This is a genomic window from Priestia sp. BR_2 (assembly GCF_041954005.1).
Taxonomy (GTDB): domain Bacteria; phylum Bacillota; class Bacilli; order Paenibacillales; family Paenibacillaceae; genus Paenibacillus_AQ; species Paenibacillus_AQ lautus_A.
On the sequence record NZ_JAVFHM010000192.1, the window covers coordinates 89,826 to 114,833 of the forward strand.

Sequence of the window (25,008 nt, forward strand, 5' to 3'; positions counted from 1 at the left end):
AGATGAATACGATGATTATCGCTTGGTTCGAGCTGAAGCGGATGGCCACCAGCCGATCGGTGCTGATCAACCAATTTTTGCTGCCGCTGATCCTTATTTTCATATTGGGAAACGCGCTTTCGGGCTGGTTTGGCAATGATCAGGAATTTAAACAGCCATCGGTCCGAGTGGGATTGGTGTTGGATGCCGAGGCTGGAGGACAGCTGCCGGGGAGCATGCAGGCGCTGACCGGCTTGCCGGAGATTCAGGACCTACTGGAACCTGAGGTGGTATCCAGCCGCGAAGAAGCCGAAGAAAAGCTGCGCCGGGGCGAGGTCGATTACGCGGTGGTGATTCCTGCTTCCTTTGATGAACGAATGAGCCAGGGAGCGGACGTGAAGCTTGAACTGCTACCTGGAAGAGACCGTGATCTAAACCTCGTGGCAGACACTGTCTTCAAGACCTTTATCGCAGATGCCAATCACAAACAGGCGGAGGTAGTCGTTATGGGCGGAGACCAAGTTCTTGCGGCTCAAGCGGCAGCGCCTGTCGATGCGTCGGACGGACCCAACGTTACGATCGGGCAGCTGAGCGAGAAAGGAGCAACGTACTCCGCAGCCCAATATTACGCTGCCTCCATGCTGATCATGTTCCTGTTGTATTCCGGTCTGATGGCCAGCAGCAGCCTGCTGGGCGAGCGGGAAAGCCGGACCTTATATCGCTTGCAAAGCGCGCCCGTTAACCCCGGAACCGTGTTTGCCGGAAAAATTATCGGATGCAGCCTGATCACGCTGGCACAGGCAGCCGCCATCGTCCTTGGATCCATGTGGCTGTACGGCGTTAAATGGGGACCGCACCCCTTGCTGCTCATCGTGGTCTGCGTATTAATCACGTTATCGTCCATGACCATCGCCACGTTCATAACCCTGGTCTCCTCCACGGCGGCTGGAGCCAGAGGGCTGATGCAGGCGATCATTATCGCCATGACGTTTGTCAGCGGAGGGTTTATGCCGCTGCCCGTGGAGTTCTTCCAGAAGCTCGGCGCCTTCACCGTCAACCATTGGGCGATGCAGAGCATGCTGCGGATGATGCTGAACAGCGACGTGCATTTGATTGTCACATGCGTTGGCATGCTGGCGGCCATTACCGCGGCCTTGTCGGCTGCAGCCATGATTACGTACAGGAAGGTGGGATACCATGCATAGCTTAACCATTGCCTGGCATATGGTGAGACGGACGCTCGGGCGAAAGAGAGGCTGGATCGTTTACCTGCTGGTTCCTTGCGTAGTGGTCACCTTGACGGTGTTTCTCATGGGGCAGACCACGGCCGCGAGCATTCTGGTCACTTACGTGAACGAGGATGAGGGACCTGCAGGGCGGTACTTGATGAATGAACTGGAGCGGAGCGGCCAATACGTGCTCAATGAGTCCGGGTCCGAGAATATGCTGAGGGAAGACCTGGTGGAGAATAAAAGCACGGTGGGCGTTTATATTCCGCAGGGGTTCAGCGACGGATTAATAGAAGGCCAACGGCCGGCGGTTAAAATATACGAAGTCTCCACCTCGGAGGCCTCGGTAATGATCCGAATGACGGCGGACTCCGCGGTTACGCGCCTGAGCGGTACGGCCGCCTTGATCCGGGAAACCTCGGAGCCGGACGCGGATCGTATGCTGGCGCTGCAAGAGGTGCTCAAGCAATCCGCGCTGAATCGGGTGGATACCGAGGTCACGGATCTGAATCTATATGCGAAGCCGGGACTCTCGAACGTAACGGGATTTACCCTGATGTTCATGATGACCCTTATCTCCAGCGTGGTGTCGATGATGATTGATGACCGCAGGCAGCGAACGCTGTCCCGCATGTATACGGCGCCGGTACGCGCCTATCAGATCGCTTTAGGTAATTTTCTGGGCAGCCTGGTGGTTGGCTCGCTGCAGGTGGTCATCGTGCTCGTGCTCAGCCGGTATGTCCTTCGTTACGATTACGGAGTTCCGTTCGTGCTGCATTTCCTTATTCTGATGGCCTTTATGCTCGTATCGTTAGGCGTGGCAAGCACGGTCGCGGGGCTGATCCGGAACGGGCAAAATGCGGCCATGATCAATTCCATGATCGTCACGCCGACCTGCATGCTGGGCGGGTGCTTCTGGCCGCTTGCCATTATGCCGGAATTCATGAAGAAGATCGCCAATTTCATCCCGCAAAAATGGGCCATTGAGGCGGTGGAGACCGCTGCTACGGGCGGCACGTTATCCGACATCGCACTGCCGCTGGCCGTGCTGGGCCTGATGGCAATCATTCTGCTGGCCGTCGGTTCCGCTGTCCTGCGGCCGAGCGAGAGCGGGGTTGGGCACGGCGCTTAAATTATTCGCTCCAGGAGTTCCTCCGTAATAAAGCTCTTGAAGCTTCGACCGGAGGTTGCATATCCTGGTGCAGTATCGTGAGGCCCAGGTTTGTTATTAGTGATCCAACCATTGTTTATATATGCAAAAGCGCCCGGCCAGATCTGAATCCATGCCGATTCAGTTTGCCGGGCGCTTATTCGGTTTATGCGGATGTGTTACGATTTCCTTCAACGCAAAGCATGGAAGTACATGGGCCGGTCATAGCGGCAATTGCCTACTCCTTCAGCTGCCGTAACACCGTGATTTCAACCCGGCGGTTCTTCTGCTTGCCTTCGGCGGTCGCGTTGTCCGCGGCCGGCCTCGTATCGGCATAGCCTGCATACTGGAAGCCTCCCGGGTCCAGCTTGCTGTGCTCCAGGAAGAATCGCAGCACCGACATCGCTCGGGCGCCGGAGAGCTCCCAGTTGTCCTTATAGCTGGAGTAGCGGCCGATCGGCACGTCGTCCGTATGCCCCTCGATGCTCACCGTGGTGTTTAAATCGCCGAACAGGCTGGCTAATTTGCCCAGAACCGGAGCGGCGCCAGGTTTAAGCTCGGCCTTGCCGACATCGAACAGGAAGCGGTCGCTTAACGTAATGGCAATCCCCTGCGGCTCATCCGAGATGAAGATGTCCTCTTCGAGCTGGTTATCCTTCACGTATTGCTGAATGAGCCCCATAAAGTTCGCCAGCTCTTCCTCCTGGGCACGGAAAGCAAGCTCGCGCTCGGTCAGCGGTTCCTGCCCGTTATCCTTGTCCTCGCCTTCCTCGTCGGCAGCAGGCTTCGGCGGAGGATTTTTATGGTTCTCGGTATCGGCAGTTCCGGTAATCCCCGAGCCCATCTCCAGAATGCTGTCCCCGCTCTGGAAGGTGGCCTGCAGGGATTGGGTGACAAGCTTGTATTTTTCCGTGTCGAGCCGGCTCATGGCATACATCACAACAAAAAAGATCAGAAGCAGCGTAATCAGGTCGGCATAAGTGATCATCCAGCGGTCGCGCTGTTCGCCTTCGGCCTGTTTGCGCTGACGCCGCCGTCTATTCGGCTGTCTCATGCGCGATCCCCCTTGAGGACGGAATGTCCGTGGTGCCTGCGGAAGCGAAGGAGGCTAGCTTTTTGCGAACCAACAGCGGGTGCTCTCCGTTCTGAACGGCCATGATTCCTTCGAGCAGCAGCTCCATTTTTACAATTTCTTCTTCGGAACGTGCTTTAATCTTGGACGCAATGGGCAAAAAGATAATATTGGCACTTGCGACGCCGTATAAAGTGGCGGTAAAAGCGACAGCGATGGACGGGCCGAGACCGGTCGGGTCCTGCAGGCTGCCCAGCACGTGGATCAATCCCATGACGGTGCCGATGATCCCCATGGTAGGGGCATAGCCTCCGGCGGACTCGAAAATTTTGGCATAGCCTTCGTGCTTCTGCTCGGCGGCATTGATATCGAGCTCCAGGATTTGACGCACCATTTCCGGGTCGTTGCCGTCCACGACCATCTGCATGCCTTCCCGCAGGAACGGATCCTCGTGTTCGGCCGAGATGCGCTCGAGCGCCAGCACCCCGTCTCTTCTGGCCGTTACCGACATATCGACGATGGCATCAATCAGCTCGTCCGTCGAACGGTTGCTGCGGCCGAAGGCCAGCTTGAGCGCAGCGGGAATCGTACGGAGCCGGGTGGCAGGGAAACTGACGATGACGGCGGCGATGGTCCCGCCGAATACGATAAGCGCAGCCGCGCCTTGCAGCAGGCCGCTCAGATGCCCGCCTTCCCATAAAAACCCTCCGATCAACGCGGCCAGACCGGCGAGAATGCCAAGAATAATCGTAATATCCATAACGCTGTATCATCTCCTTAAGGAAGTTAATTAAGATCATCGGTTCGTATGCCACAAGTTCGACATGAACACTGAAGGCTCCCGAAGTCGTGGAAGCCGGGGACTTAAAGATTTGCCCTGGAACTTATTGAAATTTTCACTAAACTGTTTGCATCAAAAAAACGTAAAGGGTATAATGAGACGGGAACAAATATTCTTATTCCTTACGCAGACACCACTAATTTCCCATAGTATATCATCGGGAAGTTTCGACATATCTTTTAGCATGAATTTCATTTTAGAGTATGAGGGTGATGAAGGGCAATGAGCGATTTAGTTGTCAGTACCAAATCCTTTGAGATCCAGTCTGAATTCCAGCCGCAGGGCGATCAGCCCACGGCTATTGATGCGTTGGTCGAAGGACTTCGCCAAGGGAAAAAACATCAGACGCTGCTAGGTGCAACAGGAACGGGTAAGACGTTTACGATCGCGCAGACAATCGCCAAGGTAAACCGTCCGACACTCGTCATTGCGCATAACAAGACGCTGGCTGCGCAGCTGGCCAGCGAGTTTAAGGAATTCTTCCCGAACAACTCGGTGGATTATTTCGTGAGTTATTACGATTACTATCAGCCGGAAGCCTACATTCCTTCCTCCGATACGTATATCGAGAAGGATTCCAGCATTAATGAAGAGATCGATAAGCTTCGCCACTCCGCCACGAGCTCGCTGTTCGAACGGCGCGACGTCATCATCGTGGCGAGCGTATCCTGCATATACGGTTTGGGTTCGCCGCACGAGTACGGGGAAATGCTGCTTTCGCTCCGGGTCGGCATGGAGAAGCCGCGCAACGAGATTCTGTCGCGGTTGGTCGATATCCAATACCAGCGGAACGATATCAACTTCGTGCGCGGCACGTTCCGCGTGCGCGGGGATGTCGTCGAGATCTTCCCGGCCTCGAAGGGAGAGCATGCCGTCCGCGTCGAGCTGTTCGGCGACGAGATCGAACGGATCACGGAGATCGACGTCTTGACGGGCGAGCTGGTTGGGGAACGCGAGCATATCGCCATCTTCCCGGCGTCTCACTTCGTCACCCGCGAAGAGACGATGCGGGTAGCGCTCGTGAATATCGAACGCGAACTGGAAGAGCGGCTTGAACTGCTGCGCTCGGAAGGCAAGCTGCTGGAGGCTCAGCGGCTGGAGCAGCGCACCCGTTACGACATCGAGATGATGAAGGAAGTCGGATTCTGCTCCGGGATCGAGAACTATTCGGGTCCCCTGACCTTCAGGGAGCCTGGGGCTACGCCATATACGCTTCTCGATTACTTCCCGGACGACATGCTGTTCGTCATTGACGAGTCGCACGTTACGCTGCCGCAAATCCGCGCGATGTACAACGGTGACCGGGCACGTAAAACGGTGCTGGTTGATCATGGCTTCCGCTTGCCGTCCGCGCTCGATAACCGGCCGCTGAAGTTCGAGGAATTCGAGGAGAAGGTGAACCAGATCATCTATGTATCGGCCACGCCGGGACCGTATGAGATGGAGCACTGCGATACGATGGTCGAACAGATCATCCGGCCGACAGGCCTGCTCGATCCGATCATCGACGTGCGCCCGACCGAAGGGCAGATCGATGACTTGATCGGCGAGATCCATGACCGCGTGGACCGGGACGAGCGCGTGCTCGTGACCACGCTCACGAAGAAAATGGCCGAGGATTTGACCGATTACCTGAAGGAAATCGGAATCAAGGTCCGTTACATGCACTCCGATATCAAAACGCTGGAGCGGATGCAGATCCTGCGAGATCTGCGGCTTGGTACATTCCACGTGCTGGTGGGTATTAACCTTCTACGGGAGGGTCTTGACCTGCCGGAGGTTTCCCTCGTAGCGATTCTGGATGCGGACAAGGAAGGTTTCCTGCGTTCCGACCGCTCGCTCATCCAGACGATCGGACGGGCGGCCCGGAACTCGGAAGGCAAGGTTATCATGTACGGCGACAAGATCACCGATTCGATGGATCGGGCGATCAAGGAAACCGAGCGCCGTCGCAGCATCCAGGTTGCTTACAACGAGGAGCACGGCATCACGCCGCAGACGATCCGCAAGAAGGTGCGCGATGTCATCGAAGCGACGAAGGTCGCCGAGGGCAAGGCGGATTACCTGGTGGGCGAAGGACAGAAGATGTCGAAGAAAGAGCGTCAGAAGCTGATCCAACGCCTCGAGGCCGAGATGAAGGAAGCGGCGAAGAATTTGCAATTCGAGCGTGCGGCCGAGCTTCGTGACGCGCTGCTGGAACTGCAGGCCGAGTAATATGGAGAGACGAATGACAAGGGGGACGGCCTATGCGGTCGTTCTCTTTGTGAAATATAAGCACCACATGCATGCCATATGGAGTAGGAGATGATATCGTTTGGCCAGTGAAAAAATTGTGATCAAAGGCGCCCGCGCACACAATCTGAAAAATATCGACGTCACGATACCGCGTGACAAGTTTGTCGTTCTGACGGGGCTTAGCGGCTCGGGCAAATCCTCCCTCGCATTCGATACGATTTATGCCGAGGGTCAGCGCCGTTACGTGGAATCCTTATCCGCTTATGCGCGCCAGTTCCTCGGACAGATGGAGAAGCCGGATGTCGATTCCATTGAAGGCCTGTCGCCGGCGATATCGATTGACCAGAAAACCACGAGCCGCAATCCGCGCTCGACGGTAGGCACCGTGACGGAAATTTACGATTATTTGCGTCTGCTGTTCGCCCGGGTCGGACACCCGCACTGTCCGGACCATGGGGTGGAAATTACCTCCCAGACGGTCGAGCAGATGGTAGACCGCATCATGCAGTATCCCGAGAAGACGAGACTGCAAATTCTCGCGCCGGTCATTTCCGGCCGCAAGGGCGAGCACAAAAATCTGTTTGCCGACATTGCGAAGCAGGGCTTCGTTCGGGTGCGCGTCGATGGGGAGCTTCGCGATCTGTCGGAGAACATCGAGCTTGAGAAGAATAAAAAGCATACGATCGAGGTGGTAGTGGACCGGATCGTGGTGAAGGAAGATATCGAGGCCCGCCTCGCCGATTCGATCGAGACGGCACTGAACCTGTCAGGCGGCCAGCTCCTGGTCGATATCATGGGTCAGGAGGAGCTGAGGTTCAGCTCCAACTTTGCCTGCCCGATCTGCGGCTTCAGCATGGAAGAGTTGACGCCGCGAATGTTCTCCTTCAATACGCCTTTCGGTGCTTGCCCGGATTGCGACGGCTTGGGCGTGGAGATGATCGTGGATCCAGAGCTGCTTGTGCCGGATATGAGCAAAAGCGTCGAGGAAGGCGCCTTTGCCGCATGGAGCGGGGGCACATCCACGTATTATCCGCAGTTTTTGAAATCGGTCTGCGCGCATTTCGGCATTCCGCTGGACAAGCCGGTCAGTACCTTTAGCCAGGAACAGATGAATAAACTGTTGTACGGCACGGGCAAAGAGAAGGTTCACTTCCGTTATGAGAATGACTTCGGTCAGCGGAAGGAAGCGCACGTCACCTTCGAGGGCATCATTCCGAATCTGGAACGCCGCTACCGCGATACGAACTCCGAGGGTATCCGCGAATACATCGAAGGCTATATGAGCAGCAAGCCGTGCGATGTATGCAAAGGCCATCGTCTCCGCAAGGAAAGCTTGGCCGTTACGATCAATGATCGCAACATGGCCTATGTTACCAGCTTGTCGATCGGAGAGTCCCTGAAATTCTTCGATCATCTGGAGCTTAGCGAGAAAGAAAAACAGATTGCCAATCTCATCTTGAAAGAGATTCACAGCCGCTTGGGCTTCCTGGTTAATGTCGGGCTGGATTACCTGACCCTCAGCCGTTCGGCGGGAACGCTGTCCGGCGGAGAAGCGCAGCGGATCCGGTTAGCCACTCAGATCGGATCGAGCCTCATGGGCGTGCTGTACATTCTGGACGAGCCGAGCATCGGGCTGCATCAGCGGGATAACGACCGACTGATCTCCACGCTGGAGCATATGCGGAATTTGGGCAATACGCTGATTGTGGTCGAGCATGACGAAGACACGATGATGGCCGCGGACTATATCATCGACATCGGCCCGGGCGCAGGTATTCATGGCGGCCAAGTCATTGCGGAAGGAACGCCGAAGGAGATTATGAACGACCCCAACTCGCTGACGGGCCAATACCTGAGCGGGCGTAAGTTCATTCCGGTCAGCAGCAAGCGCCGCAAGACCGATGGACGCTGGCTGGAGATTAAGGGCGCGAAAGAGAACAATCTGAAAAATATTAACGTGAAGATTCCGATTGGCGTGTTTACGGCGGTAACGGGCGTATCCGGATCCGGCAAGTCGACGCTGGTCAACGAGATCCTGTACAAGACGCTCGCTCGGGATTTGAACAGGGCGAAGGTACGTCCGGGGCAATACCGTGAAATGAAAGGTCTGGAGCACATCGAGAAGGTCATCGACATCGACCAATCTCCGATCGGCCGTACGCCGCGTTCCAACCCAGCAACCTATACAGGCGTCTTCGACGATATCCGGGATATCTATTCCCAGACGAATGAAGCGAAGATTCGCGGATACAAGAAGGGCCGCTTCAGCTTTAACGTGAAGGGCGGACGCTGCGAGGCCTGCCGCGGAGACGGCATTATCAAGATTGAGATGCACTTCCTGCCGGATATCTACGTGCCTTGCGAAGTTTGCAAGGGCAAGCGTTACAACCGCGAAACGCTGGAAGTCAAATATAAAGGCAAGAACATCGCCGAAGTCCTGGAGATGACGGTGGAGAATGCAACGGATTTCTTCCAGAACATTCCGAAAATTCACCGTAAGATGCAAACGCTGATGGATGTGGGCCTGGGCTACATTACGCTGGGTCAGCCTGCCACCACGCTGTCCGGCGGCGAGGCGCAGCGCGTGAAGCTGGCTTCCGAGCTGTACCGCCGCAGCACAGGCAAAACGATGTATATCCTGGATGAGCCGACCACCGGCCTGCACGTGGACGATATCGATCGTCTGCTCGTCGTGCTTCACCGCCTGGTGGAATCCGGGGAGTCCGTCCTCGTCATCGAGCATAATCTCGATGTCATTAAGACCGCGGACTATCTGATCGACCTGGGTCCGGAGGGCGGCAGCGGCGGCGGTACCATTATCGCTACGGGAACGCCTGAGGATCTGGTCAAGGTGCCTGAGTCTTACACAGGCAAGTATCTGAAGCCGATTCTGGAACGCGATACGAAGCGAACCGAGGAATTGAACAAGGTGGAAGCAGCCCGCTAATAAATGTTAGCGGACGTAAAGTTGTTCTTTGTCGGCATGGGAATTGCCTAGCAATGGGAATGGCACATTGCCATTCTCAATGCCGGCATCGATAAGAAAATGAGAGGAGTCCCTGGTGGAATTGCCAGGGGCTCTTTTTTTGTGATGGTCGACAGCCATCGAAGCATGCCCCGGACCACGAACCGTGCGAGCAGGGAGCGGCGAGCAAGTCATTTAGAGAAAACTTCAAGGAATGCACTTATGTCCGGCGTTATTTTCATGCTATCCTCCAATATCTTCGTATTCCAGGATATGGTATGATCTTGGTGATTTCGTTAAAACGGAGGGATTGTATGAAGAGGATCACCTGTTCCATTCTGATCGTTTTGGCAGCAAGTGCTTTATACATAAACTCAACCGACGGCGTACAGGCAGAGGTAGGGGGATCCGTTACGGATCGCGTGCAGGCAGAGATGGGGGTATCCGTTTCGGGTGTGAAACACTTCAATGCACAGGAAGCCCTTACCCGATTAAATAAAGGGTTCCTTCCGCTAGACGGGCAGGGGAAGTCTAGCTCGACAGAGGCTATAAGCCGGCAGGATTTTGTCATATTCATCGTCCACATGTTAAACCTAAACGCGGATAGTCCTCCGGAAGTCATTACCTTTAAGGATGTGCCTAAGGATCATTATGCCTTCACCGCGATCGAAGCTGCGGTTCAGGAAGGGCTGGTCAAAGGGGTCGGTAACGGGAGATTCGGGCTCGGATTGCCGCTGACGCGTCAGGATATGGCTATGCTGTATCAAAGAGCTCTGCGAGGGATATCCGATAAGATCGGATCCGGCGCGGAACCTTCACGGCAGAATTTAGAGGAAGGATCCTCCAGCAATGATGCCAAGGAAGCAATGGCACTGGCCTTGGAATTAGGACTGTTTCGGGAATCCGGCATTGACGGTTTGAACCCCAAGGGTACCGTCACTCGGGAAGAAGCTGTCAGGGCTACAGCCAAATGGCTGGAATCCGTGGAGTCAATCGATTTGAACGCTGCCGTGAGCGAAACGGAAACACCGCCGCCGAATAGCCCTCTTCCGGTCATTCATGGCATCGTTGCTACTTCATCGGGATCAACCTCGGCAACTCCTGTTCATTCCGGACCAACGCAAGCTCCGACAGAGACGGGACCTTCAGCTACCGTATCGGAGGCTTTGCCGACAACGGCACCATCAGCTCCGAATGATCTGAGGTTCCACCATGTGAAGGGGCAGGCTCAATTAACCTGGACGCATCAGCAGGGCGTAACCTACAATATCTATTCCAGCGGACAATCGGGATCGGGGTATGCCTTATTGGCTGAGGGATCGAATGTGGACGCAGGTTCTTATGCCATTACGGATGTACGTTTTCAAGAACCCTCTTACTATGTGATCGAGGCTGTAAACAGCTTCGGCAAGAGCGGTTATTCTAACGAAGTTTCGAGCCGCCCGAATAAAGTGTCGGGCCTTCAGGCCATCCTAAATGAGGAAGATGAATCCATTGCTTTAACCTGGTCAGATGCACAGGAAGGCGTAACCTATCATGTATACTACACAGGACCCGACGGAGCTGGGGCACGTTTGAACGATGAACCGTTAGAGAGTCCGGCCTATCTCATTCCGAATCTTCATATGCTGGCAGGTCTGCCCGGCCGGTATACAATTCATGTGGTCGCCGTGAACGAATGGCATATCCGCAGCGAACCGTCCAACGAGGTAACTTTGGATGTCAGAAAGGACCCCGTGGATCGGATCACGATCATGGATCCTTCCGTGGCTTTGCCAAGCGAGGATCTGGCGGAGGAGACGGTAACCGAGCAGGAGTCGGCTCCAGAGGAACAAAAGGATCAGGAGGATCAGGAGGAGTATGAGGATCCCATTCTCGATCCCACCCGGGTACCTCTTGGATAACGGAACAACCTGTGTTAGGTTCCATTTCGTTAGCGATCTAGTCCCTGCCATGATGAAAGTCATGCTAATGTCTGACAATTTGGTTAAAAATGAGAAATTTCTATGACTTTTTTTCATTTTTCGGGGCGGAGGGCTTGCATCTGGACGGGCACATGGATAACATAGAAGAAGATATGTAAATTTGCCCGAGAAGAAACCCACGAGGAGGTACGTTTCATGATCCTTGCAGCAGCATCGGATGCGACCGCGACATTTAAGACATTTGATATTTTCATGATTTTGTTTACGATTCTGATCTTTGTTGGCGTGGTTCGCCTGTTGATGGCCCGTCAAAAAAATAAATTCGCAATCGCTTTCGGTCTCGTCAGCTTATTTGTGTTCTTGTATTCTGACTATGCCATGATTACAGGATGGTTTAACAATTAGGTTGGCGTGATGCACGCTATTAAAGCGGCTTCATGACGAATGGAATGAAATACATACAAACTAGACGCCCTTCTGCTACCCTGCAGTGTGAAGGCGTCTTTTTGTTTCTTCGGAGGCAAGTTACACGATCCGCAGGAAAAACGTAAAAGAAATAGGTCTATCAGCAATGGTTACAAATGGAAAAACATGATAAATTGAGGAGTACAAGTTGGGTAGAGGATGGAACCGGGGGAGGAACATACCAATTGAAAAACGTACAATGGCAAAAAAGATCCGCGGCCATGCTGCTGGGGACCGTCATTTTGGCAGGAAGCAGCGGCATGCTCACACAGGCAGAGGTTGCGGATGCAGCAAGCGCGAAGCCTAAGAATACATATGAGCAAAACGAGGTGCCTCAAGTCATCAGCCGGATGTCGCCGTCGGTGGTCGGCATTATCGGGAAGGCCGCTCAAGGAAGCGGCGAAGTGGACGACAGATACAACCTGGCGCATGGCACAGGAGTCATCTGGAAGTCGGACGGCTGGATCGTGACGAACGCCCATGTGGTGGACGGGCTTACCGGAATCACGGTCGTGACCGCAGACGGCAAATCCTATAAAGCCAAGGGCGTATACAGCGATCCCAAGAGCGATATTGCATTGGTCAAAATCAATGCCAAGTCCCTGAAGCCGGCCAAATTTGCGGCAACAGCGCAGCATGCGCTAGTCGGGGAAACGGTTGTTGCCATTGGCACGCCGATCTCGTTCTCGCTGCGAAACTCGGCCTCGGTGGGCGTGGTTAGCGGGCTAAACCGGAGCGTAGACGGCTCTTATCGTCTGATTCAAACCGACACCGCCATTAACCCGGGCAACAGCGGGGGCCCGCTCGTCAACTTGAAGGGCGAGGTCATCGGGATCAACAGCAAGAAGTTCGCCGCCGTCGGCATTGAAAACATGGGCTTCTCCATACCTGCAGAAACGGTCCGCTACGTTGTGGGGCATTTATTGGAATACGGCGAGGTGATTAGAGCCGGACTCGGATTGGAGCTGGAAGAGAGCTGGTCCGCCATCGTGGGTCTCCCTTCGGACGATCCGTTGACCGTTACGAAGGTGTTGTCCGAGCAGGCCAAGCAGGCCGGCATTCAAGAGGATGACGTATTATATGCGATTAACGGCAAGCGTATTTATTCCGTTGTTGATATCAACGAACGGTTAAAGCCCTATATTCCCGGTCAGCAGGTTCAGCTGCTGATGCAGCGGGATGGGGATATCGTGAACGTAAAACTGACGCTCAGCCAGGACGGTAACGGAGCTGCTTCGTCAAGCGTTGGGGAGGCCGAGTAATGGACAAGAGAGAAAGAACGGAAACTAGCCGTCGCCTGCGGCAGGTGACAGCCGGAACCTTATCGGCGCTGATGTTATTTACGACGTTGTCTCTTCCCGCATGGGGAGAAGAAGCGGTTGTGCCGGAGAAGCGTATACTGACCGTGCAAAACGGCAGCAGCACAGCTTCGGTCAATGGCACTTCCTACACGATTGCCAAGCCGCAGCTGAAGCATGGCGTATTGATGGTACCGCTGGGCGTATTCAAGAAAGCGTTTGGCAGCGAGATCAGGCTGGAGGGCGAGAACCGGATACGGCTGCTGCAAGGGCCGCATACGGTCGTGCTCATCATGGACAACAAGACGGCATGGATCGACGGGAAAAAGGTGCAGCTGCCGGTGGAACCGACCATGGTGTCCGGTACGCTGATGGTGCCGCTGCGCCCGGTTGCGGCGGGAATCGGCGCCAAGGTAAGCTCCTCCCAGGGCAAGCTGGCCATCAGCCTCATGGTCACGGATAAGGAAGAGAAGCAGGACGAGGGCGAAATCAACAACACGACCGGGAAGACCCGAATCGGGAACAGCTATTATGAATGGAGTTTGAATTATCCCTCCTGGATGATGGTTGGAAGAGGCACGGACGATGAGAGCGGTTCGGCTTTCAATGATGCTACGGGCCGCTATTACCTGGAGGTGCACGCATCCTCCCACAAGGTGAAGCTGAGTCCCGATGATCTGCTGGAACGGCTCCTGAAGGAAGTGGGCGACTCCGGAGACGTTGTGCTGCACCAAGAGACGGTCACAAGCGCAGCGGTTCCGTATGCCAGAGTGGTCTCCCGCGATGTCGACGGCGTCTTGTGGGAAGGTCGGCAGTACTATGCCAACGACCGCGTTTATGAACTGTATTTTGCCGATGCCGAAGCGGTTCACTATAAAGATATGGACCAACACGCAGGCTTGCTGGGCTCTTTCCGAACGGCCTATCGGGCAGGAGACAAATCGGTAAAAGACGTATCCTCCATCGTGGATGGGTTCCGCGAAGCAGGAAACGAAGAATACGGTATATGGTTCGGCATTCCGGCAGGCTGGGAAATCAACAACAAGGATATGTTATACGGCAGCGAAGGAGAGGGCTATCTGTCCGTCTCGGTGACATCCGCTCCGGCGGGGGCCGATGGTACCCTCGCCGCTTGGGGGCAGCGCCTTAAAGACTGGCTGGCCGAATCCTTTGTCGAGGAATCGTACGAATACGTCGGACTTACGCCTGTGGAGATTTCCGGCGTCAAAGGGCAGATTCAAGAGGTTCGGTACAACTTCGGGAATAAATGGATAACGGAATATGAGGTGATGGTCCAGAAGAACGGCTACCGCTATTATCTGGAGTATGCGATACCGGATGGGCAGGAACGGACGGCTTCCAACTGGAAAAAGGTTCTCGAATCAATCGAGATCGATTACGATGTGGTACCGGCAAATTTCGGCCGCATCGGCGAAGAGGGCTACCTGACCGATAAAACCAAGATGAGAAGCAAAAGCTCCGAGACGTACCGCTATCATATCGATATTCCGAGGTACTGGGAGCCGCTGAACGATCAGTTCGAGCAGGGAATCGTGGAGTATGGCTTTGCCGGGGGCGGCTTTGAAATTACCGCCCAAAAGGATACAACAGTTGAAGTCATCGTCAGCAATCTGAAACGGTATTATAACGAAGCCAGCGCGGCTTCGTCGGTGAAATTGCTGGGCGTCGATAAGATCACGTTTGCCGGCGTGCCTGCCGTGTCGTTCAAGGTGCATCAGGTGAAGAACGGCGTTGGTTATACGACCGAGGAAATCGTCTTTGAAAGCGGGGATATCGCGTACACGATCATGACAACGCTGAATGATGCCAATGCAACGGAAGTGCAGCAAGCGGCGCTGGCGCGTACGCTCGCCTCGTTTGAGCTCGTGAAATAACCCGCAGAATGGAATTATGAACTCACATCATATGGAATAAAGCGAATGTTTGATAACACCGATAGCTGTCCTGCTGCACTCATGGTGCGGATGGGCAGCTATTTTGGTTTAGGCAGCGGAATGACGGGCCCTCATCCGAATAATGTAGAACATATGTGCCGATCAGGGAGCCTGATATGTTAAAATTAAAAAGTGAGAGCAAATGGATCATTCATGAAACCGGCTTGCAGAAGAGGGATAAGCGGATGAAAAAAACGATAGGCATGTTCGCCCACGTGGATGCGGGCAAGACCACGCTGGCGGAGCAGTTGTTATATACGACCCATACGATTCAGGAGCGCGGCCGGGTGGATCACCAGAGCGCATATCTTGATCGTCATGACATTGAAAAAGAACGGGGCATTACCGTATTTGCCGATCAGGCCACCATGCATTTTAACGGTTCCACGTATTATTTAATCGATACGCCGGGTCACGTCGACTTCTCGCCGGAAATGGAGCGGGCCATACAAGTCATGGATGCCGCCGTTGTCGTCATCAGCGCCGTGGAAGGTGTCGAGGGGCATACGGAGACGGTATGGCAGTTACTGCGGAAGCATGACGTGCCGACGTTCCTGTTTATCAATAAAATCGACCGGGTAGGCGCAGACGTGCCGCGCGTGCTGGCGGAGATTCGCAGCGAGCTTGCCGAAGACGTTTGTTTGGTCACCGAGGAGGATGTGCTGCAGGAAGGCCTGATGCAGTCTTCGCTCATTGAGTTTATTGCGGAGCGGGACGAGAAGCTGCTGGAGCTCTATATGGAAGAGGGATATGAGGATTCGCGTTGGCTGGATGCAATGATAGCAATGGTACGGAAGGGGGAGCTGTTTCCGTGCTTCAGCGGATCCGCCCTGCAGAACGTGGGCGTAACCCATTTCATGCATCAGTTGGATCTGCTGACGGTAACGGATTACGATCCCGAGGCGGCATTTGCCGGGAGGGCTTATAAGATTCGCCATGATGAACAGGGCGCCCGGCTGACCTATATCAAAGCCACTGGCGGCACGCTGCAGGTGCGGGATGAAATCACGTATGTCTCCGGAACGGAGACGATCACGGAGAAGGTGACGCATATCCGCTTGATCAATGGGGGGCGGGCAACCCCTGTCGACCGTGTGCATGCGGGCGACCTGTTTGCGGTTACCGGCATTTCCGCTGCTGCGGCAGGAGTCGGGATGGGGGCTCTTAGCGGCCGGACGGTGTACGAGCTGGTGCCGACGCTGAAGTCCAAGGTGCAATTCGAGTCCTCGATTCATCCCAAGGATATGCTGCGCTGCTTCCGGCTGCTGGATGCGGAGGATCCTTCCCTGTCCGTGCAGTGGGATGAGCCGGCACAGGCGATTCATATTCATGTGATGGGCATCATTCAGCTTGAAGTGCTGGAACGAATCGTGTTTGAGCGGTTCGGTTACCGCATTGCGTTTGGCGAGCCGGAGATTTTATATAAAGAGACCATAACGGAGGCTGTTGTGGGAAGCGGCCATTTTGAACCGCTGAAGCATTACGCGGAGGTGCACCTCCGGCTGGAGCCGGGAGAGCGGAACAGCGGCATCGTGTTTGCCAATGCGTGCCATCCGGATCTGCTGCCGGTTAATTATCAGCATCTGGTTGCCCAGCATGTTGGCGAGAGGGATCATCACGGGCTGCTTACAGGTTCGCCGGTCACTGATATGAAAATTACCCTGCTGAAGGGACGGGCGCACAACAAGCATACGCATGGCGGCGATTTCAGGGAAGCCACGTATCGCGCTTTGCGACAGGGGCTGGAGAAAACAACCAGTCTGCTGTTGGAGCCATACTATCATTTCAAGGTAAAGGTGGATGCCGAGTTTATCGGACGGTTAATGTCGGATTTGACCCAGGCCAAAGCAAGCTTCGATCCTCCGGAAACGGTGGGAGACAAGGTGACGGTGACGGGATCGGCACCCGTATCCACCATGATGAAATATGGAATGGAATTAGCGGCGTACACCAAAGGAAGAGGAACGATATCGCTGGTATACGGCGGATATGACCGGTGCCATAACGAGGCAGAGGTCATTGAACGCAAAGGATACGACAAGAACGCAGACCCGGAATACAGCTCCTCTTCGATATTCTGCGCCAAGGGCAGCGGTTATGCGGTGCCTTGGGATGAAGCGGATCGTCTCATGCATGTGTGAAGCGGTGGAAGAGACTAAGTGGTTAGGCAAGAGGTTCGCGGTTGTAAGGGAGACGAGGGATTCAATAAAGTGTGATTGAAGATAGCTGTGGGATTCGTGTATGTACATGCTGGTTCATGAAAAAGAGCTTCTCGGAAAGAACGTGGGAGAGGGTTTATTGATATCCGTAATGAGTTGCGCACGCGTCATCAAACTTAACGCGTGCGCATACGGAAGGTATTTATGAAGAGAGGGAGCCTTTTTCTACAGGCTGCCCACGAGACGGCCGCATCGTCCAATACGTAATGGCGGTCGTAAACAGCATTAAGACGCCTGTCATTAAGAATACCGAGTGAATGTTAAAGATGCCGCTGATCATGCCGCCCGCGAGCGGCCCGGCCATCCCGCCGATTTGGTTGGCGGTTTGGTTGAGACTGAACGCGCGCCCGCGGAATTCGCTAGGCGTATGTTTGACCACAAGGCCGTTGAGTGCCGGGAACACGGCACAAAAGAACGCGCCGTAAGCAAAGCGGATGGCCGAGAATGCCCAAATGTTGCTGAACAGGATCTGGGCGAGCGATCCGATTCCACTGGCGAGCAGGCCGATCAGCAGCACCTTTTGGAACCCGATTTTATCGGCCAGACGTCCCCAGCGGGCCGCAAACAGGATGCTGGCGATCCCGACGATGGAGAACACAAAGCCGGCAATCATCGAGGTATGCGATGAAGAGCCGCCGATCTGAGCGATATACAGCGGCAGTACGGGCTCGATCGTCATGACGGAGAACTGCGTCAGTACCGTAAGCATGAGCACGGTCATCAGCGCCTTGTTGTGTCCGGCGACCTTAAACGTGTTCATGACGGAGACGCGCTCTTTGCTGGGTACGAATTTCTCTTCTTTGACCCAGAATATGACGAGCAGCGTGGCTGCGAAGCACAGCATCCCTGCCAATCCGAATGCCATCCGGTTGCTGAACAGGGAGGCCAGGGTGCCTCCGATCATCGGGCCCATGATGCCGCCGGTTGCGGTGGCCGTGGACATCATGGAGAGGGCGTAGCCGACTTTTTTCTCGGGGGTATTGGTGCCTACGATCGCGATCGCGCCCGGAATAAAGCCGGAGAGCAGGCCTTGCAGCAGGCGGAGAATCAGCACTTGATACTCGTTCGTGACGAATGCCATCAGTACATAGATGACAAAGAGCACTAAGCCCGCGCGGATAATCATCGGTTTGCGTCCATATTTATCGCCGACGGCTCCCCAGAAGGGAGAGGACAAGGCGCCCGCAAAAAAAGCGGAACTGAACAACAGTCCCGACCACAATTCCGTATGCTTGGTAACGCCGAGCTCAATCAGAAAAAGCGGGAGAAATGGTATGACCATCGAGAAGCTTGATGAAACGATAAATGAGCCGAACCATAGTATCCATAAATTCTTTTTCCAACTTTCCATGTCTTCTTCATCTCCTGATGTGCGATTTGTTGTACTCCTTCGAGCTTCGCCTCCTGTCTTTTTAAATAAGTAATGGTGTATGTATTACATGTATCAGAAATAAGAAAGTGTAAGCTTCATGGGCTTACCAGCCTTATTTTTGGAAGAAACGCTTCCTTTACATGTGGATCTTTCATTGGAGTAAGTACGTCGATAAACGTATGACTTTGCGGTCTCGATTGGTGTTCAGTCCATCCGTGCATCGGCTGAGGTCCCAACAGGGCAATCCGGATGCGGATAAAGCAAAACGCCCCCCCAATTTGGTAAACTGGAATCAACCAGACTACCGCACTAAAGCGAAAGGCGTGCAACTTCATCCTACACCACATGTTTTGGATTGGGAAGAGGCGGGGAATGGGGATAGAGCGGTCGGCGGCTCGTTTGGGGATGAGGCGGAACCGCCGGTTTATCGCATGAATAAAGGGCTTTCAGGATTCCATGAGACGTGGATGCAGGATCGTAAAAATTATTTTTTGGGGAGAACTGATATGAGAGAAACGCTGAAGGATCTATATTCGAATACGTTGTTCCAGCAAGTGACCGACCGGCTGAAGGAGGCTTATCCGGCATTCGATGCGGACCGGTTCATGACGCTGATTCGTAATGAAGCCTGGGAGCAGGAGGAGTTCAAGCAGCGCATCCGGCATATTACGCTGGCCTTAACGGACACGCTGCCTGCTTCTTACCCGGAAGCCGTCGGGATCCTGAAGCAGGTGGCTCCGCATTTCAGAGGCGTGGAATACGTGTTTTTTCCCGATTATGTCGAGGTGAACGGCATGGATGATCTGGAGACGTCGATGGAAGCTTTGGCGGTATTCACGCATTCTTCCACGGCGGAGTTTGCCGTCCGGCCTTTTATCATCCGGGACCAGGATCGGATGCTGGCCCAGATGATGGCATGGGCTCAGTCCGATGACGAGCATCTGCGCCGATTGGCGAGCGAAGGCTGCAGGCCGCGCCTGCCTTGGGCGCCGCAGCTGCCGGCCCTGATCAAGGATCCGCGTCCGGCGCTGCCGATTCTGGAGCAGCTGAAAGAGGACTCCTCCTTGTATGTTAGAAAAAGCGTCGCCAATCACTTGAACGATATCTCCAAGGATCACCCGGAGCTTGTGCTGGAGATCGCCGCCAAATGGTATGGCAAGCATCCGCTAACGGATTGGATCGTACGTCATGCGCTGCGTTCGCTGCTTCGAAAAGGGGATATCCGGGCACTGGCTATTTTCGGATACGAGGAGCTTGAGAAGCTGGAAGGACTGGAGGTGCGAGAGCTGCGCATCAAACGTTCCGTGATTACGATGGGGGACGATTTGGAGTTCGCTTTTCAGTTAGTCAACGAAACCGGCTATCCGATGGCGCTCCGCATCGATTACGAGATCGATTATATGAAGGCAAGCGGCAAGCTTGCGCCGAAACGCTATAAATGCTCGGACAAGATTTATGCGCCGGGATGCTGGAAGGTCGAGAAGAAGCAATCGTTTAAACCGATCTCCACCCGCCGCTTCTACTCCGGCGATCACCGCCTTCACATCGTCGTGAACGGCAAACGGTTGGCGAGCATGGATTTTGTGCTGGAGGGCGCGGAGTAAGAGTAGGGGCGTGGTGCAGGACGATGTACTGTACTGGCCAACCTGGGGGCAGGTCGTGCACAGACAAACCTGTGGTGAAGAATTCCACCAGTGAGTACGGGACGATTCCGATCTAAAGTTTTGTACATCGTGTGCACTGCTCCCTGTGCGCACGGTGCGTGGTCGTTGGGGCATTCTTGGATGGCTGTCGACCGCTGAGATGTTAAGGAGGTTCTGACTACAGGATTTTGAAATCCCCATGCGGTATCCCTGGCATAAAGGCAAGGGAAAGTAATCTACTTAGGCAGAGAAAAGAGAGTTAAGAGCAATAGTCCCGCACGGTGATCATGCGCCAGTAACAGCCACAGAGGATCATGTGAGGCAAGCTTTCCGATGGGAGGGCTTGTTTTTGTTTTGCACAAAACCGAGTGCCATGCGGATTATGGCAACACTATCAAATGTGTGGAAATCAAGTTAGCAGGTAGAAGAGAAGCCGGACTTTTGGTACACTAGATAAGTTGAAAAGCTTTCAAATGGTTTACAAACAATTGATATAGATGTCGGATGCCCTGTTCTATGAACATAGAGTATGGCAAGCAGGTTTCAATGGAAGAATAGTAGTACACAGCACGCCGGCTTAGACCGGTCTGGGAGGATATAGATGGACACGAAAGCACTACGAAGAGAAGACGTGGAGCTGCTGGCGCCGGCAGGGGATTGGGATTGCATGCGAGCCGCGGTGGCGAACGGGGCGGACGCGATCTTTTTTGGGGTCGAAAAATTTAATGCGCGCGCACGGGCGAACAATTTCCGGATGGACGAGCTGTCCGAAATTATGGCCTTTTTGCACAGTTATGGGGTTAAGGGGTTCCTGACCTTCAATATTCTGGTGTTTGAGAACGAGTTGGAGGATGCCAAGGAGCTGATCGATGCGTGCGTGGATGCCGGCGTGGACGCGGTGATCGTGCAGGATCTGGGTTTGGTGAAAATGATTCGCGAGATTTCTCCGGATTTCCCGATCCACGGCTCAACGCAGATGACGATTACGTCGCCGGAGGCCGTCGAGTTTACGAAGCCGTTTAACATGGAACGCGTCGTGCTGGGACGCGAGAATAATTTGAAGCAAATCCAAAAGATCGGGGAGCAGGCGAAGCTGCCGATGGAAGTATTCGTGCATGGTGCGCTATGCGTATCCTACTCGGGCCAATGCCTGACTTCCGAAATGTGGGGCGGCCGGTCCGCCAACCGCGGAGAGTGCGCGCAGGCCTGCCGTCTGCCGTACGATCTGATCGTGGATGGCGAGCAGAAGCCGATGGGCGACGTTGCCTACCTGCTCTCGCCAAAAGACCTGGCAGCGATCGATCTCATGCCGGAGCTGATTGAAGCGGGCGTGACCTCGTTCAAGATAGAGGGCCGTTTAAAGAGCCCGGAATACGTGGCCAACGTGGTGAGCAAGTACGGGAAGGCGATCGACCGGTATTTTGACGGCGAGGATGCGAGACCGAGCAAGGAAGAGGTGCGCGAGCTGCAGCAGAGCTTCTCCCGCGGCTTCACCCATGGTTTCCTGGATGGAACGAATAATAAAAAGCTGGTCGAGGGCACGTTCCCGAAAAGCCGCGGCGTGTACCTCGGCCGGGTGGAGCAGATTCTGCGCGACGGGGTCGTCTGCAAGCTGGATGCACCGCTGAAGCGCGGGGACGGCATCGTGTTTGATGCCGGCGACCCAACGAAAAAAGAAGAAGGCGGACGCGTCTACGACGTCCGCCGCAAAGGCGTCAAGCTGGAGGGCGAGGCGCAGGAAGGCTGGATCGTCGATATCGTTCCCGGCCGGAGCGACGTGGATCTGCGCAAGCTGCATGTCGGCGACCGGATCTGGAAGACCAACGATCCGGCGCTGGATAAGCGCCTCCGTCAGACGTACGAGACGGAGAAGCCGTACCGGGTATTCCCGGTACATGTGCGCGTCAGCGGCCGTCCTGGGCAGCCGCTGTCGACCTGGTGGACCGATGTGCAGAAAGGCACGACGGTCCAAGTGGATTCGGAGCTGGAACTGGAGATCGCCCAGAAGCGGCCGCTCAGCCAGGAGATCCTGGAGGAGCAGCTTGGCCGCCTGGGCGGAACGGTGTTCCAGCTTGAGGCACTTGACGTCGACCTGTACGGCGACGTCATTGTGCCGATTCGCGAGCTCAACAGCATCCGCCGCCGTGCGGTGGAGCTGCTCGCCGGCGAGCGGCCGAAGCCGCCCGTGTACGTGAAACGGGCGGTGTCGGTGTATGGCGATGCGGCTGCGCCCGCAGCGCCCGTGGCCCGCGGTGAGGCGAAGCTCACCGCGCTGTGCCGCAGCCTCCCGCAGGTTGAGGCTGCGCTTGAGGCCGGCGTCGAGATGATCTACGCCGACTTCGAGTTCATCAAGCAGTTCCCGGCAGCGGTGGAAGCCGTGCGTGGAGCCGGCAAACAGATTGCGCTGGCAACGCCGCGCATTCACATGCCGGGCGAGAACGGCTACCACAACAACATCCTGCGCCTCCAGCCGGACGCCGTGCTGGTGCGCAATACCGGTGCGCTGTATTTCTACCTGCGCCACCGGATGGAGAACCCGGGGGCGAAGCATCCCCGGTTGATCGGCGACTTCTCCCTGAACATTGCCAACCACAAGGCGGTTGACCTGTTCGTTGAAGCCGGATGCGACGCCGTCACGCCTTCCTATGATCTGAACATCCAGCAGATGGTGGATCTTCTCGGGAAGGCCGACACGTCCAAGATGGAGATCGTCATCCATCAGCATCTGCCGATGTTCCATACGGAGCACTGCGTGTACTGTACGTTCCTCAGTGAGGGCACGGACTTCACGAACTGTGGACGTCCGTGCGAAGAGAGCCGCGTGTCCCTGCAGGACCGGATCGGCATGTCCCACCCGGTACGGGTAGACGAAGGCTGCCGTAATACCGTGTACAACGCCATCGAGCAATCCGGCGCCGAGTACCTGGCGAACTTCATGGAGCTGGGCGTATCCAGCTACCGCGTGGAATTCCTCGAGGAAACACCGGAGCAAGTCCATGAAGTCATCGATCTCTACAACCGCGCCCTGCGCGGCGAGATCAGCGGCACCCAGGTGTGGAAGAAGCTGAAGGCGACCAACCAGCTTGGCGTTACGCGGGGGCAGTTGGTGAAGTAGTATTTTATTTGGTTCTGTATCCCTTAAAGAGTACGCTCCCAAGATTTAATAGCGTACTCTTTTATGGTGGGGATTTTATCGGTTTACTTATATACCTTTGATCAGTTTAAAGGTTAAATGCCTTTTCATCTTTATGTAGGTGCTGCATTGAAGTAAAATTAAAGGGAAGTTGCAAAATTATTGATTTATGATGTAATCAAGAAAATATAACATTCTTATTTTAATTGTACTCAGCTAATATGTGTTAAATTGTTACTATAAAACTTTATTCATGTCTTTAAGTACTTACAGGAGAAATCAATTGAATGAAAAAACTAGAGTATTTAGAAGGACTTCGTGGTGTAGCCGCCTTAATTGTTGTTATTGCACATTTCGGACAATTTTTTTATAATCGACAGCTGTTTATTGAGCAATCTTTAATAAGTGCTACTCCTCTTAATCTTATATATAATGGAAATTTTGCAGTCTGCATCTTTTTTATTTTAAGTGGGTATGTCCTTAGTAGACGCTATTTTTTAGAGAGAAACCAGGCATTATTAACGTCTGGTGCAATTAGAAGATACATCAGATTATTTATACCAGTTTCTTTTTCTGTGATATTAGCATATTTTTTACTAGTTACGGACTCATTTAAATATTTTTCAATATACACTTTAAATGAAATGTATACTACCGCCGATCATAATTTTCTCAAGATGTTAAAAACTCTTACATATAATATATTCTTCACTTATGACTCAAGTTATAACCCTGTTCTCTGGACAATGACTTATGAATTTTTAGGCTCTCTATTAATTTTTTCTTTTTTAGCCTTGTTTGGTAAATCAAGAAAAAGATTGTTAATGTATTTAGTGATGATAACTGTTTTCTGGGATAGCTATTATTTAGCCTTTATATTAGGCCTTATTTTATCAGATTTCAAAAATAGTCCCGATTGGAATTTTTCAGTAACAATGAGCAGGAAATTTAATGTTTCATTTTTATTAATCGGAGTGCTATTCGCTTCATATCCATTTACGCCAGTAGAGAATACTATTTATCAGTACCTGCAAGTTCCATTTTTGCATGCAAATTTTTTTAGATTCTATCATATCGCCGGTGCTTTTTTTATTATAGTTGTAATTATAAATAGTAAGTTCCTACAACATTTGCTTTCCTATTCTCAGATTACTTATTTAGGGAGGGTCTCTTTTTCAGTATATCTACTCCATTTTCCCATAATGTCATCGTTTTCATTCTTAGTTTTTGATAAATTTTTAAAGTTCTTTTCATATAAGATAAGTTTTATCTTGACATTTCTTATATCTCTCCCCTTGATATTTGTTTGTGCTAACTTTATGGAAAAATATATAGATGCTAAAGGAATTACTTATTCCAAAAAATTGTACAGTAAGTTTTTCAAATAAAATTAAATGTGATTGGCAATTATTGATCTGTTTCTTTATACTGGAAATATTTTGGCCTAACCCGCGACTTGCTATCAATACGAACTGATCAGCGTTTATCTTCTGTCGTTGCTTTCGAGAGAAGGCCCAGTTCCCAATT

15 protein-coding genes are annotated in these 25,008 nt (G+C 53.5%); 12 read left to right on the plus strand and 3 right to left on the minus strand.

Translation table 11 applies throughout. The features are described 5' to 3' along the window. Window positions 1–2 precede the first annotated feature (2 nt). Window positions 3–1,184: an ABC transporter permease gene (locus RB298_RS13195; RefSeq protein WP_486047296.1), complete on the plus strand. Its 1,182-nt coding sequence runs from the start codon at window positions 3–5 to the stop codon at window positions 1,182–1,184. Further along, on the plus strand, window positions 1,177–2,340 hold the full coding sequence (locus tag RB298_RS13200; protein ID WP_486047297.1) for an ABC transporter permease: 1,164 nt from the start codon (window positions 1,177–1,179) through the stop codon (window positions 2,338–2,340). Before RB298_RS13195 ends, RB298_RS13200 begins: the two co-directional genes overlap by 8 nt. A gap of 256 nt (window positions 2,341–2,596) precedes the next feature. Here RB298_RS13200 and RB298_RS13205 read toward each other — a convergent pair whose 3' ends face one another. Together RB298_RS13205 and RB298_RS13210 are read right to left on the minus strand one after the other, a co-directional pair. Next, the gene (locus tag RB298_RS13205) at window positions 2,597–3,412 is read right to left on the minus strand and encodes a flagellar motor protein MotB (RefSeq protein ID WP_486047298.1); all 816 of its coding nucleotides are present in this window, start codon (window positions 3,410–3,412) and stop codon (window positions 2,597–2,599) included. Next, on the minus strand, window positions 3,396–4,190 hold the full coding sequence (locus tag RB298_RS13210; protein WP_090909949.1) for a flagellar motor protein: 795 nt from the start codon (window positions 4,188–4,190) through the stop codon (window positions 3,396–3,398). Before RB298_RS13210 ends, RB298_RS13205 begins: the two co-directional genes overlap by 17 nt. Before the next feature lie 303 nt (window positions 4,191–4,493). Here RB298_RS13210 and uvrB point away from each other — a divergent pair, with 303 nt between their 5' ends. From uvrB to RB298_RS13245, 7 genes are all read left to right on the plus strand, one after another. Continuing rightward, entirely contained in the window at window positions 4,494–6,485 is a 1,992-nt protein-coding gene (uvrB, locus tag RB298_RS13215; protein ID WP_009594250.1) for an excinuclease ABC subunit UvrB, read from the plus strand. Window positions 6,486–6,585: 100 nt separating this feature from the next. Then, window positions 6,586–9,453 (plus strand): excinuclease ABC subunit UvrA, encoded by a 2,868-nt coding sequence (uvrA, locus tag RB298_RS13220; RefSeq protein WP_192570440.1) that lies wholly within the window; start codon window positions 6,586–6,588, stop codon window positions 9,451–9,453. A gap of 332 nt (window positions 9,454–9,785) precedes the next feature. Then, on the plus strand, window positions 9,786–11,375 hold the full coding sequence (locus tag RB298_RS13225; protein ID WP_486047299.1) for an S-layer homology domain-containing protein: 1,590 nt from the start codon (window positions 9,786–9,788) through the stop codon (window positions 11,373–11,375). A gap of 216 nt (window positions 11,376–11,591) precedes the next feature. After that, window positions 11,592–11,801: a hypothetical protein gene (locus RB298_RS13230; RefSeq protein WP_009594213.1), complete on the plus strand. Its 210-nt coding sequence runs from the start codon at window positions 11,592–11,594 to the stop codon at window positions 11,799–11,801. Window positions 11,802–12,046: 245 nt separating this feature from the next. Next, window positions 12,047–13,123 (plus strand): S1C family serine protease, encoded by a 1,077-nt coding sequence (locus RB298_RS13235; protein ID WP_228468838.1) that lies wholly within the window; start codon window positions 12,047–12,049, stop codon window positions 13,121–13,123. Further along, window positions 13,123–15,054 carry a stalk domain-containing protein gene (locus RB298_RS13240; protein WP_486047300.1) on the plus strand — a complete coding sequence of 644 codons (1,932 nt, stop codon included), beginning with the start codon at window positions 13,123–13,125 and terminating at the stop codon, window positions 15,052–15,054. The genes RB298_RS13235 and RB298_RS13240 overlap by 1 nt, the downstream gene beginning before the upstream one ends. 245 nt (window positions 15,055–15,299) lie before the next feature. Further along, window positions 15,300–17,255: a GTP-binding protein gene (locus RB298_RS13245; RefSeq protein WP_375121612.1), complete on the plus strand. Its 1,956-nt coding sequence runs from the start codon at window positions 15,300–15,302 to the stop codon at window positions 17,253–17,255. Between the two features lie 220 nt (window positions 17,256–17,475). On the opposite strand, the gene RB298_RS13250 is transcribed toward RB298_RS13245, so the two are convergent. After that, on the minus strand, window positions 17,476–18,684 hold the full coding sequence (locus RB298_RS13250; protein ID WP_486047301.1) for an MFS transporter: 1,209 nt from the start codon (window positions 18,682–18,684) through the stop codon (window positions 17,476–17,478). 527 nt (window positions 18,685–19,211) lie between these two features. Between RB298_RS13250 and RB298_RS13255 the strand changes: the two genes are divergently transcribed. The 3 genes from RB298_RS13255 to RB298_RS13265 all read left to right on the plus strand — a co-directional run bounded on the left by RB298_RS13255 (window position 19,212) and on the right by RB298_RS13265 (window position 24,869). Next, window positions 19,212–20,309, plus strand: coding sequence for a DNA alkylation repair protein (locus tag RB298_RS13255; RefSeq protein ID WP_486047302.1), 1,098 nt, complete (start codon window positions 19,212–19,214; stop codon window positions 20,307–20,309). A 640-nt stretch (window positions 20,310–20,949) separates the two neighbouring features. Further along, on the plus strand, window positions 20,950–23,463 hold the full coding sequence (locus tag RB298_RS13260) for a U32 family peptidase (protein WP_486047303.1): 2,514 nt from the start codon (window positions 20,950–20,952) through the stop codon (window positions 23,461–23,463). Between the two features lie 305 nt (window positions 23,464–23,768). Beyond that, complete coding sequence (locus RB298_RS13265; protein ID WP_119846211.1) at window positions 23,769–24,869, plus strand: acyltransferase family protein; 1,101 nt, start codon at window positions 23,769–23,771, stop codon at window positions 24,867–24,869. Window positions 24,870–25,008: the final 139 nt, after the last annotated feature.